8 protein-coding genes and 1 pseudogene are annotated in these 11,802 nt (G+C 65.5%); 1 reads left to right on the top strand and 8 read right to left on the bottom strand.

Annotated features, from left to right (window positions below):
- Positions 1-247: 247 nt before the first annotated feature.
- From ACYQ1K_RS26430 to ACYQ1K_RS26395, 8 genes and pseudogenes are all read right to left on the bottom strand, one after another.
- Positions 248-922: a DUF6262 family protein gene (locus ACYQ1K_RS26430; RefSeq protein ID WP_459986569.1), complete on the bottom strand. Its 675-nt coding sequence runs from the start codon at positions 920-922 to the stop codon at positions 248-250.
- 128 nt (positions 923-1,050) lie between these two features.
- A complete protein-coding gene (locus ACYQ1K_RS26425; RefSeq protein ID WP_459986567.1) occupies positions 1,051-3,645 on the bottom strand; it encodes a tyrosine-type recombinase/integrase in 2,595 nt (864 codons plus the stop codon).
- Complete coding sequence (locus ACYQ1K_RS26420) at positions 3,645-4,886, bottom strand: tyrosine-type recombinase/integrase (protein WP_459986565.1); 1,242 nt, start codon at positions 4,884-4,886, stop codon at positions 3,645-3,647. The genes ACYQ1K_RS26425 and ACYQ1K_RS26420 overlap by 1 nt, the downstream gene beginning before the upstream one ends.
- Before the next feature lie 64 nt (positions 4,887-4,950).
- Positions 4,951-6,366: pseudogene (locus ACYQ1K_RS26415) on the bottom strand (IS256 family transposase).
- Positions 6,367-6,674: 308 nt separating this feature from the next.
- Positions 6,675-7,418 carry an SDR family oxidoreductase gene (locus ACYQ1K_RS26410; RefSeq protein ID WP_459986573.1) on the bottom strand — a complete coding sequence of 248 codons (744 nt, stop codon included), beginning with the start codon at positions 7,416-7,418 and terminating at the stop codon, positions 6,675-6,677.
- A gap of 2 nt (positions 7,419-7,420) precedes the next feature.
- Positions 7,421-7,909, bottom strand: a complete 489-nt coding sequence (locus ACYQ1K_RS26405) for an SRPBCC domain-containing protein (RefSeq protein WP_459986563.1) — start codon at positions 7,907-7,909, stop codon at positions 7,421-7,423.
- Positions 7,906-9,357: a flavin monoamine oxidase family protein gene (locus ACYQ1K_RS26400; RefSeq protein ID WP_459986562.1), complete on the bottom strand. Its 1,452-nt coding sequence runs from the start codon at positions 9,355-9,357 to the stop codon at positions 7,906-7,908. The genes ACYQ1K_RS26405 and ACYQ1K_RS26400 overlap by 4 nt, the downstream gene beginning before the upstream one ends.
- Positions 9,347-9,826, bottom strand: coding sequence for a PPOX class F420-dependent oxidoreductase (locus tag ACYQ1K_RS26395; RefSeq protein ID WP_459986561.1), 480 nt, complete (start codon positions 9,824-9,826; stop codon positions 9,347-9,349). The genes ACYQ1K_RS26400 and ACYQ1K_RS26395 overlap by 11 nt, the downstream gene beginning before the upstream one ends.
- A gap of 292 nt (positions 9,827-10,118) precedes the next feature.
- Here ACYQ1K_RS26395 and ACYQ1K_RS26390 point away from each other — a divergent pair, with 292 nt between their 5' ends.
- Positions 10,119-11,663, top strand: coding sequence for an aldehyde dehydrogenase family protein (locus ACYQ1K_RS26390; RefSeq protein WP_459986560.1), 1,545 nt, complete (start codon positions 10,119-10,121; stop codon positions 11,661-11,663).
- The last annotated feature ends 139 nt before the right edge of the window (positions 11,664-11,802 follow it).

Raw genomic sequence — 11,802 nt, 5'->3', positions numbered from 1 at the left:
GTGCGCTCATCCATCGTGGTGGAACTGATCGCCTTGGTGTATTCCTCGGTGTACTCCGGGTCGTTCCAATGGGCGTAGTTGTAGGCCCCCCTTGGGCCGTCGACCGTCTGGGAGAAGTTGATGATCCCACGCGAGGTCATGTTCTCGGTGCTCATCTGCCATTCCCCGGCTCGGGCGTAGACCTGAATCGCCCCGGGTTCCGTAGAGGCTCGGTTAGTTGGATCCGGCGGTCGCCGGAACCTGGGCTTCAACGTATCCGCTGACGACCTGTCGGGCCCAGTGGTTGGCCTCGAACTCGCTCGGTGGAACCTGGCCGAGTTCGCCGTGAAGGCGCCTGTGGTTGACCAGTCCACGTACTCAGCGACCGCGAGCTCGACGTCGACGACCGACTTCCAGCCGCCCTGGACGCATGACCGGGTTGCGGATGCACTCGGCCTTGAACAGCGAGTTGATCGTTATCTGGAGCCGGGCTGTTCAGCGCCGAGTACAGGGCGTCGGCGACATGTCGTTGACGCGGTTCGGTAGATGGAAATGCTTTGGTCTGCTGGTTGTGGATGCGCTGCTCGCCGAGGAGGGCGGCGAGCTGGTTTCGTAGAGGCTGGTTCTCGTTGCGGAGCTGTTTGATCTCGCAGCGGAGTGCGGCATCGCGTTCGTCGCGGGATGCTTGGGTCATCCGTTCTACGGCGGGCCGGCCGGTCGTGGTGATGTGTGCGGCGTCGCGGAGCCGGTCGATCTCGCCGCGGAGTTCGGGGTCTCGGTAGAGCATGGAGCGGGAGACTCCGGCAGCCTCAGCGACGATGACGTAGTTGATGGGTGTGCCCTGTTTGTCGAGGTTGCGCAGGGCGGTGCGTGCGCGGGTTCGGGCAGAGTTCGCGCGTCGCAGGGTGGCGGCGTGGAGCTGGGCGATGTGCTCACGCGTCATGGGGGTCTTCTTCGTCTATGGCGGCCAGGGCGGTGATGATGGTGTCGAGGTTGGTGAGAACCCGTCGGTGGTTCTCGGCCAGGCGGGTGTTCCCGCGGTTTTCTGCTACTTCGATGAGTTCGAGAGTGTCATCGCGCTGGCGGCGATGGATCGGCAGGAACGTCGGCGTGGTCTGGAAGTCGGGACAGGTCAGGCAGCCTTATCTGAACTTGGTCTCCGTCCCGGTGTTGGCGAATCTGTGTGTCAGCAAGTTGGAACGGTGCGGCCGGCGACATCGGTGAACGTGGGCATGCCGAGCGGGGTGGTGGCGGTTCGGCGAAGGAGGGTGGCATCGATCTGGGCGAGCTTGTCCTCGGCGCCGGCGAGGCTGACTTTGAGGCCTTCGACCTCGCCGAGCCAGCCCTTCTGTTCGGCCTCGGCGATGCGGGCGTAGAGGTTGTCTCGGATCTCTTCCAGCCGCGCCCTCTGTGCCGGATCTGCCCGTAGGAGCGCGCATCTGACGCAGGCGTGCTCGTGAACGCAGGGCGTTCCGTAGGCCCGCGCGCAGGTCCCGATGGCACCTTCCGCTTCTCGAAGTGGGCGAGGAAGGCATCCCACTCCTCCTCGGTGGGGATGCGGTACTCCTCGCCGGGCCGGGTCGATCGACGGCGAGCGAGAAACGCCCGGTGGGCCTCGATCGCCTCGGCCGGGTAGATCGCCTTGTAGCCCAGCGTGGTGGCGATAGTCGCGTGCCCGCAGATGATCTGCGCGATGTGCGGGGGCAGACCGCTCATGATGGCGTCGGTGACGAAGATCCTTCGGAAATCGTGGGGTGAGAAGAGGAGCAGGTCGCCGGCGGCATCGGTCAGACCGGTCACGGCCAGGGCGTTGAGGAGCAGCTTGCGCAGCGCGGTGGGGGTGATCGCGCGGCGCTCGCTGCCGACGCTGCGCTGGAACAACAGCGGCATCGGCGGGTTCCAGACCCGTTCGCGCACGTCGTAGGCGGCCACCAGCGGGATCGCACCGTTCTCTGCGGGCAGCCTGCTGACGACGGCACTGAGCACGTCGGCCAGCTCGGGGCTGACCAGTAGCAGCCGCTCGGTGTCGGTCTTGGACGGTGCGATCTGCAGCAACGGCACCAGCTCGCCGGTGGAGGGCAGTCGGTATTCGGTGATGCTGTGATGGGTCAACTCGAGTAGCTCCTCGCCACGGACGCCGGTCAACCGCAGTACTTCGATCGCGGCGAAGGCCCAGAACGCCTCGTCTTCTTCGTAGGTCAGGTTGCGCCGCGTGCCGGTGGCGGTGTCCTCCGCCCAGATGCTGCGGCCGTTGGTCTTGGTGATCATGACGGCCCTGCGCAGCGCGCCGTTGGTGTCGGGGATGAGCGTGCCGGGCGGGGTGTCGGCGGCGGCGTTCAGCCGGCGCGCGGCGCCCTGGCGGCGTTCGTTGGCGGTGCGCGCCAGGACGGGCAGGACCGGTAGCCGCTCGCGGGTGCGTTGGTCCATCCGGGACTTGCGGTGCTTGCGTTCCTTGGCGCGGCCGATCTCGGCATCGCTGATCGGACAGGGCACCGCCCACGGCCCCCAGCGGGCCGGCTCCTCCACAGCCCACTGGGCGATATCGAGGTAGAAGGCGCGTACCCGCAGCAGTTCCTCCTTGGCGCTGAGCCGGGGGCTGGTGATCTCGACTCGCTCGCCGGTTGCGTTGATGACCGTGCGCGTCTTGGTGCGCAGGTTCTCCTTCCACTGCTGGGCGATCTCCGGTGGGAGGCGCAGTGAGTCGATGCCTGGTGCCAGGGTCTCGATCTTGGCCCAGAACAGGCCGGCCAGTGTGGCGGAGATCGCGTCGAGGCTGGCGAAGTCCAGGGATGGCTGCCGTTCGCGCAGGTAGTCCACGATCAGGTCGCGCACCGGCGTGCAGCGCAGCCGGTATCGGTCCACCAGTTCCTCGATGCTCAGTTGGCCGGCTGCGAGCCCGAACGCCCGGATGGTGGCCGGGGCGTCGGCTGGGAAGATGCCCAGCGTGTGCAGCCGCAGGTAGAAGTCGACCTTCTTCTGCCCGCCGCGGGCGTGCACCAGTCGTTGGGTGTCGACCAGTTCGACGCAGTCGCCGACGGTGATGTCCTCGACGGTGCCGCCCTTGCAAGCCAGCAGCGTAGCGATCCTGGTCTCGGCGATACGCGCGTCCATCCGCGCGGCTGCCGCCCCGGCCGCGGCGAGTTCGTGCAGGCTGGCGAACCCGTCGGAGTCGCGGATCTGGGCCATGGCCGAGGCCAAGTAGCGGTGCGTGCGGGTGAGCATCCAGGGCAGCCCGGGCCGGATCACGTCGCCGCAGATCAGCATCAGCAGACCGGAGGACACGTTCTCCACATCACGGTCTCGGCCCTCGCCGCGATCGCGCAGCCATGCCAGCGGCAGCTGCGCCCACGCCGCACCGGGGTGGTCTTCGACTCCGCTGGCCAACCAGCGCTGCTGCCACGTCTCGCCGGGGACCGTGGACAGCCAGCGCAGCAGCTTGATCACGCCGTGACGCCTGCCGACGCGGGTCCCATGTGCGTTTGGCAGGAACGGCGGGGACGTCAGACGGCGGACGATGTCCTCCAACGTCCGCTTCGTCTCAGGCCAGCACGCCTCCACGGGCCGCGCGAGAAACCGCGCCCGCAGCTGGCTATTGCGCGCCGAAGCCTGGGCGCGAGTGGAGGTGGGGACGGCCAGCGGCGTACGGGCCACGTGCTTGACGCTCATCACGCCCTCCCGAACAACACGGCCAGCGACTTCGGGTCGTAACCCGCCGCCGGCGGCGGGTCAACACGCCGGCCCTGACGGGCGTGGTGGGCCCGCACCGCCTGGACCATCTCGTCGTTGGTGGGCGTCAGATACAGCTCCGTCGTGGTCAGGTGGGCGTGCCCGAGCACCCACTGCACGTCGGTCAATGACAGCTGCGGATCGTGGGCCATTCGTGGGGCCGCGCTGTGCCGCAGGTCATGCAGCGTCCAATCGGCACCGAGCACCCCGTTGGCCCGCTCGAACATCCGGTGCGCCGCGTGATAGGTCAGCGGCCGATACGGCCGGCGCAGCGTCCACCACACCGGCTCTCGACGGCCACGCGGGATCCCCTGTCCGAACAGCTCCTGCTGATAGAGCCGCAACCACACGAACGCGTCCGCCGATGCCGGCACCTGCTGCACCGCCCGCGAGCCCTTCCGCACCACGCTGATCAGCTGCTCGCCAGGGTGCACATCGCAGGGACGCACCCCCAGCAGCTCCGCGGCCCGTGCCCCGGTGGAGATCCAGAACGCCACCAACGCCCGATCCCGGTTCGACCCCAGCACCGCAAACAGCTCGTTGAACCAGGCATCCGGGATCGCCCGGGGGAACCGTCGCGGCACCGTCGGCCGGTACCGCCCGACACGCTCGGCTCGCCACTGCTGCATCGGATTGTGATGTGCGTTCGCCCGGCCCGAGCGCCGAGCCATGTCCAGCGGGAACGGGTTCATGATCGGCCCGCTGGCGACATCACGATGGAAGTCGTAGAACCGGCGCAGCACCGTCTCGCTGTGCGCGATGCTCGCCGGCGCGTACCCATCGCCGGTGCCTGGCTTACCCGTCACCGGATTCGGTGGAGCCGGCACCCCCCTGGACCACTGCGCCGTCCGGGGCCGCGACGTCTGCAGCCGCTGCTTGACCGTCAGCCCGATCCAACAACTGAAGTCCCGCACCTCCTCCCGCGAGGCGCGCTCCCAGCCGACCCCGACCGCGTCGAGGAACCGCCACCACCGCAGCAGATCCATCCCGTAGGACCGCAGCGCCGCCGTGGACCGGCCCATCGCCTGCAGATCGCGCAGGAACACCGACACCGGCTCGACCACATGCCCGGCGGAGTCCAGGAGCCGGTACGGCTCCCGCTCGTCGCCCGTGGCGACCAGGCCACCTGCCCGGGAAACGACCAGTCCCGAAAGATCCCGTCCTGACTCGGATTCGACCACGCTCGGACGCTAGCGACGCCCCAGCTCGGGTCTGTCCGATTAACGGTGTAAGCGGCGGTTTCCATTAGAGGTGTTCTGCCTTCGGCATCCGGTCCCCGAAGGTGATCGCGAATGCGTTGAGCGCTGGCTTCCAACGCATGGTCCATCGTGTCTGGCCGGTGCCCTTGGGGTCTAGCGATCTGGTCACCAGATAGAGGCATTTCAGGGCGGCCTGCTCGGTCGGGAAGTGGCCCCTCACGGTGATCGCGCGGCGGTAGCGGGCGTTGAGGGATTCGATGGCGTTCGTGGAGCAAAGCACGGTCCGAATTTCGGGGTGGTAGTCCAGGAACGGCACGAACTGTTCCCAGGCGTTGCGCCACAGGGTGCTGATTGCTGGGTAGGTCGTGCCCCACAACTCCAGAGAACTCCTCAAACGCCGCCCGGGCTGACTCCCGGGTGGCTGCCCGGTAGATCGGCTTGAGGTCGGCGGCGATCTGGCCCCAGTACTTCTTCGAGGAGTACTTGAAGGTGTTCGGCGATCAGATGGATCACACATGTCTGCACCGTGGCCTGCGGGAAAGCTGCAGCGACCGAGTCGGGCAACCCCTTCAGGCCGTCGCAGATGATGAAGAAGACGTCCTCTGTGCCGCGGTTGCGCAGCTCGGTCAGCACCTGCAGCCAGAACTTCGCGGACTCGCCACCACCGGCGCACCGGCCCAGATCCCCAGCATGTCCTTGTGGCCGGCCAGGTCGACCCCGGTCGCGGCGTAGAACGGCCGGTTGGCGACCTGGCCGTCGCGGACTTTGACGTAGATTGCGTCGATGAACACCGCGGCGTAGACCTTCTCCAGCGGCCTGGCCATCCACCCCCAGCCACTCCGCCATCTCGGCCAGGACCCGGTCGGTGATCCTCGAGATGGTGTCCTTGGACAGCGAGGCACCGTAGATCTCCTCAAAGTGCGCGCTCACCTCGCCGGTGGTCAGACCCTTGGCGACCAGCGACAACACGATGGTGTCGACCCCCCAGCCGGCGTTGCCGCTTCTTCACGATGATCGGGTCGAAGCTGCCGTCCCGGTCCCGGGGAACCTGGATCTGGACCGGGCCGACGGTCTCGGTCAGGACCGTCTTCGACCGTGTGCCGTTGCGGGAGTTGCCGCTGCCCCGCCCGGCCGGGTCGTGCTTGTCGTAGCCGAGGTGCTCGACCATCTCCTCGTCCAACGCGGTCTCGATGACGGTCTTAGTGAGCGCCTGCAGCAGGCCGCCCGGACCGGTCATCGCGACCCCACGCGACCGCGCCCGGCGCACCAGGTCCCGCGCGATCTCCAGTTCCTCGGGCGAGGGCTCGGACAGTACGTTCAACTCGTCGGCTTCGGCCAGGTCCAACAGATCCCCAGGATCATGCACATCACAGCCCGCCACGGCGGACTCCGCGAGCGAAGGCTGCTCCAGCAGCCCGCCCGGAATCGATGGGCTCACACCCACCAGTGTTTCGGTCATCAGTAACCCTTCCCGCCAACCGATGGGTCGGCGTGTCGAGCCACTTACACCGTTCTCCTGACAGTCCCTCAGCCTTGAACTCCGCGGTGTAGTGCCGACGTTGAGATGTAGACACGACGCTGATCGTCCTACCTGGTAGCGACTGTCTACGAAAATCGTCTCACCTCAGAACCGCTCTGACGTTGCGTCCGAGGTCGCCATGGCAGGGATGCTTCTCGCCCCCTTCGAGTCACCGCACTCCGCCATGACCTGGTAGAGCCACCGCTGCGAGCAGTGGTCCGACAACGGCCCCTGACCTATCAGCGGGACTCTCAATAGAGCCCGGGAGTGAGGCCACCATCGACAGAAAGCGTGACTCCGTTGACGTACCGAGCCCGATCGGAGGCCAAGAAGCAGACTACGTCTGCGAACTCGTCCGGCGTTCCCCAACGGCCGAGAGGGATGTCCGCCACGTGTTCAACTGGCGGGCCGTCGGGATAGGCACCTTGTAGACGTGAGGTGAAGATGTATCCCGGTGCTACACAGTTCACTGTGATGCCTTCGGGGCCAAGCTCACGGGAGAGCGTCTTGGCCCAACCGGTCAAGGCTGGGCGCGTCATGTTTGACAGTGCCAGGTTGGCGATCGGCGCCTTGGCAGAGGCAGATGTGAAGACGACGACGCGTGCGGAGAGGCTGCGTCGGAGGTGGGGTAGGGCCAGCCCCACCATGGTCACTGCGGGCGCCAGCACGAGTCGCACCGCTACTTCGAGTTCCTTAGCGGTGACCTCGGCTGCCGGTCCCCATTTAGGCCCGCCGCTGTTGAGGACGAGGATGTCCAGGCCGCCGAACGCTTGAACTGTCTGTTCGACGAGGTTCGCCAGATCCGACGAGTTGGTCGAATCACCATGCACAGCCGTGGCGCCGATACGCTCAGCCTCCTGCTCTAGGAGGTCCCTACGCCGAGCGAACATCACAACGTTGGCCCCTTCTGCCTTCAGCGCCTCTGAGGTTGCAAGCCCAAGGCCGGATGAGGCACCGCAGACGATCGCCGTGCGTCCATTCAGATTCAGATCCATGGTCACGCCAATCTGTCCGATGCGTACTTCGCCAGATTCGTCAACTGAATTCGCCACCCCTCAAGAGGGTCGCGCCGGCGCCCTCCGCGCATGCGTCGGGGATCGACGCTCGCGAAGCCGCTCTCCACGACGTGCAGCGTGGTGATGCCCATGTCCTCGCTAAGGCAGAACTCGACGAGGGTGGAGTTGCCGTCTTCGGCCGGCTGTCCTGCCATCTCGTAGATCGGCACCTCGAGGATCCCGGTGCCGTGATCGTGTGTCGGCGCCCAGCGCCACGTGAGCTCGCGCTCCGGTTGGATCCGCTCGACGACGCAGCGGGCCGTTCCGCTTTCCTTCCAGCTGATCGTGATCGTGCCTCCCGGTCGCAGGTCCACCTGTGCGCCGGCGTCGCTGAACCAGCTACCCAAATGCTCAGGCTCCGTCAGAAGTGCCCATACGACCCGAGCCGGTGCCGGGATAGTTGCGTGAGACTCCACTCGATCCTCAGTCATTGGAAGTCCTCCCCGTTCCGGGCTGCGCCGACCGGTTCCTGCAACGTTGATGTTGGGCCCTGCTCGAGAATGGCGTCCGCGAAAGTCGCGGCGTCGGTCCCGCTCTCGATCGCACCAGCGATGCTCGACAGGTTGTGACGAGAGATGTCGCCGGTAGCGAACACCAGCCGACCCTCAGGGGCTCGCATGGAGGTCGCGTAGGTGCTGAGATATCCGGGAGGGGGAGCGATCCATGCTCCCTGGCTGAACTCGTCGGTGTTCCAGTCATGCGAGTCCACAGCAAGAACCTCACAACCTGGGAAGTATGCTTGGAAGGCGCGCTGAACGTCTTCACGATCGGTGGCGTCGACGCGGCCGCCGTAGGTCATGCCCATCAGGATCTGGGCTTCACCCACCCGCTTTCCGGGAAGCGTGTAGACAAATCCCCGGCTCTGTTCTGGATTGCCGAAGCCCGCGGCGTTGATCGGCGCGTCCTTGACAAGAGCGAATATCTTGTTAGCGGGGTTCAGCAGGTTCATGCTGCTGCCTTCTACCTTCTCGCGTGACAGAGGAGTGTCGAACACGATCCTGTTCCACTGCGTCACAGGCGTCGCAACGACGCACACGCGTCCTGTGAAACCCCCGTCCGGAGTGGTCACGTGAACTGCGTTTGCTGACTGCTCGATGGCGGTGACTGGGGTCTCCAACTTCAAATCCGCCGTGGAGTCGGCGAAGATCGCGTCGTACAGCGCTCGCGGACCGCCTTCGATCTCGTACACCGGAGCAAGTGACCGCCGTAGGATGCTGTTGCCAAAGGACATTATCTGGTGCGCCATGATCCCGATGGAGAAATCGGTGACATCCTTCTGGCCCATGACCCGCGCGTAAGTGCACACGTAGTCAGCGGTAAGGGGCGGCAGGTCCAGCGGTTCGAGGAAATCAGCCCATGACAGGTCGATGCCGCGTCCGATCTGTTGATCGATGGGCGCCGAGGGGTCCACGCCGCGGAGGGCGCTGGACATGGCATAGGCGATGCTCTCGAGTGCCGGCCACTCCTCGGACGGCAGCGGCAGCGTGCCCTGCAACCGCTGGCCGCCGATGAGCGTCACTCGCGTGGAAGCGGGCTGTGTCGGGTGCAAGCCAAGGCCGTAGCGGCTAACCTCCCGCCAGGACTCCGCGTAGTGTGGACGAATCCCCGCTGCAATCGCGCCCGCCTCGGATGACCGGAGGTAGGCACCTCCGAGACTCATCTCCACGTCGGTTCCGAGCACCTTCCGCGACCTGGCGCGTCCGCCCAGTTGACCGCGAGCCTCCAGTATCACGGTGCGGTACCCAGCGCGACTGAGCTCTCTTGCGGCGCTGATGCCCGCAAATCCTCCTCCAACGATGATGACGTCATAGTTACGGGAACCGTTGGCCGCAACTGGGTTCCCTGAGGCAGGGTCGAGCCCATTGCTGTCAGCGAGCATCGGCAGCCCCTGCGGGGTGCTGGCTCGCGCCAGGGACGAGCTTCGCGCCCACCGAGTCCTTGGGTGCCCACGGGCCGACGCCCCCGATGCGCTCTACCTCGATATGGGTCACGAATCCGGGAGTGCGCGGCACTGCGTGCGCGCGGTCCACGCCGCCGTAGGTCTCAGCGAGCCGGTTCACCACTTCCGCTCCGCCTCCCTCGGTCACGCGTGCTTTCCCGTGGATGACCAGATACTCCTGGACGCCTTTGTGGAACCGGGTGCCTTCCAGCGAGACCGCCACGCGTGGGTCGCGCATCATGTTGCGGACCTTTGCGTACAGTCCGTTGTGTCCCAGGATGAGTTCGTCGTCGTCGAGCCCGATCCAGGCGCACGAGACCTGTGGGCTGCCGTCCTTGTTGATGGTGACCAGGTGAGCGAGTCGGCCCTGTTCAATCAGTTCTCGGGCACTGGGCGGAAGTACTGCCATGGTCGAGCGTCCTTCTCTCTGGGCGATGAGGGCATTCACCGAACTCATAAGGAAGTGTGCACCGGTTATCGATGCAGTTGGTTCGAATAGTGATGGCACTCTAGGATCGGGGGGGGCGAAAAGGCAATGGGCTGGAGGGGCACATCTGGGGACCGTTGAGCCGATCGCATGCTGGACGCGAGGCGGGCCGAGATCGTCCGCGCCGAGATTGACGCTCCGTATGTCGGGCTATAGAATCCGATAAAACCGACGTCGGCTGACACAGGTGACGACTCATGTCCGAGTCGCGGCCGTGAGCAAGGCATTCTCCGGAGCAGCACCGAACGATGGACGCGCTTTCATGACCGCTCTCCGCCAGGCCGCGCAGGACCAGATCGCGCGGACGCAGTTCCGCATGACGATCGGGGGGCGGCAGGTCGAGGCCGCCGACCGGCATACCTACCCACTAGTTGATCCCTCAACTGAGGAGCATCTGACGAACGTGCCGGCGGCGTCCGTAGCGGATGTGTCGCGCGCCGTCGAGGCTGCCGACGTGGCATTTCAATCGTGGCGGCAGCTCACGGATCGCCAACGCATCGATTACCTAAATGCTGCCCTCGACATTGTGGAGGAGCATGGTGACGAACTCGCCATGCTCGATGCGATCAATGGCGGTATGGCCTTTTCAAGCATCAGGGGCGATGCGGCCGCCGTCTGCGAGAAGATGCGTGCAACAATGTTTCGCCTGACCGCGATGCGCGGCCAGGTCGTACCTGGTCTTTCCGATCGCCTCCACCACACGGTCTTCGAACCCTACGGGGTCGTCGCTCGCATCACACCCTTCAATCACCCGTTGTACGTTACTACGCAGTGTCTCCTCCCGATTGCGCTCGGGAACACGGTGGTGGCCAAGGCGCCAGACCAGGCCCCACTGTCTGGACTTCGCATCGGCGAGCTCGTGGCGAAGGTGCTTCCGCCCGGTGTCTTCAACGTCATCAGTGGCCTTGGGGCGGTGGCCGGCGATGGGCTGGTGCGGCACAAGTCCGTGCGGCGAATCGCATTCACCGGTAGCGAGGGAGTGGGACGGAACATCCTTCGTGCGGCGGCTGAGACTGGCGTCAAGCACGTTTCGTTGGAGTTGGGCGGCAAGAATCCGCTGATCATCTTTCCGGATGCTGACATCGAGGCGGCGTCGACTATGGCTGTCGATGGCATGAACCTCAGGTTCAATGGCGAGTCGTGCTGTTCGACATCCCGCGTACTCGTTCACGAATCGATCGCCGAGGAGGTCGTGGCTCGAATCAAGGCTGGCTTCGAAGCCATTCGAGTGGGGGATCCGCTCGACGAGTCATCGGAGATGGGCGCCATGATCTCGCGGTCGCAGTATGAGAAGGTGCTGCGCTACGTCGAGATCGGCCTGTCGGACGGCGCGACAGTCGTGACCGGCGGTGGACGTCCTGACGGCGCTCCGGCCAAGGGCTTTTATGTGTCGCCGACGGTCATGAGTGATGTCAGGCCAGGATCCAGGCTTGCCTGCGAGGAGATCTTTGGTCCGGTCGTGTCGGTGATCACCTGGCGTGACGAGGATGAAATGGTCGCCATTGCGAATGAGATCGACTACGGACTCGTCGCAGGAATCTGGACCGCAGACGTCTCGCGGGCGCAGCGGCTCGCGCGACGTCTGGACGCCGGCTACGTCTGGATCAACACAGGCGGCGCTCTTTACCAGGGGATGCCGTTCGGAGGCTTCAAGAACTCCGGACTCGGACGAGAGAACGACCTCAGCGAACTGTACTCCTACATGGAGGTCAAGTCAGTCAACGTCGCACTCGCTGACAGCGGTCGTGCTGGACAATAGGCGAAGAGACAGCCGAAGGTCATCGCCACTCAGCTGCTGCGACACCGCGGCGAAGTCTGGTGATCGTCGTCGCGGTGTGTTTGGCGAGCGCCCGCGCTCCTCGTGCGGCATCGGGTTGGCGCGCGGCTGTTCGTGCCGC

This window comes from Nocardioides sp. AN3 (assembly GCF_054653495.1).
The sequence above is the reverse complement of the archived record's forward strand: the minus strand, read 5'-3'. Positions and strand labels throughout refer to the sequence as shown.

Excerpts from the sequence above, each read along its gene's own strand:
- ACYQ1K_RS26395 (WP_459986561.1), bottom strand. The coding sequence starts at position 9,826 with ATGGCAGTACTTCCGCCCAGTGCCCGAGAACTGATTGAACAGGGCCGA.
- ACYQ1K_RS26425 (WP_459986567.1), bottom strand. The coding sequence starts at position 3,645 with ATGAGCGTCAAGCACGTGGCCCGTACGCCGCTGGCCGTCCCCACCTCC.
- ACYQ1K_RS26430 (WP_459986569.1), bottom strand. The coding sequence starts at position 922 with ATGACGCGTGAGCACATCGCCCAGCTCCACGCCGCCACCCTGCGACGC.
- ACYQ1K_RS26410 (WP_459986573.1), bottom strand. The coding sequence starts at position 7,418 with ATGGATCTGAATCTGAATGGACGCACGGCGATCGTCTGCGGTGCCTCA.
- ACYQ1K_RS26400 (WP_459986562.1), bottom strand. The coding sequence starts at position 9,357 with ATGCTCGCTGACAGCAATGGGCTCGACCCTGCCTCAGGGAACCCAGTT.
- ACYQ1K_RS26405 (WP_459986563.1), bottom strand. The coding sequence starts at position 7,909 with ATGACTGAGGATCGAGTGGAGTCTCACGCAACTATCCCGGCACCGGCT.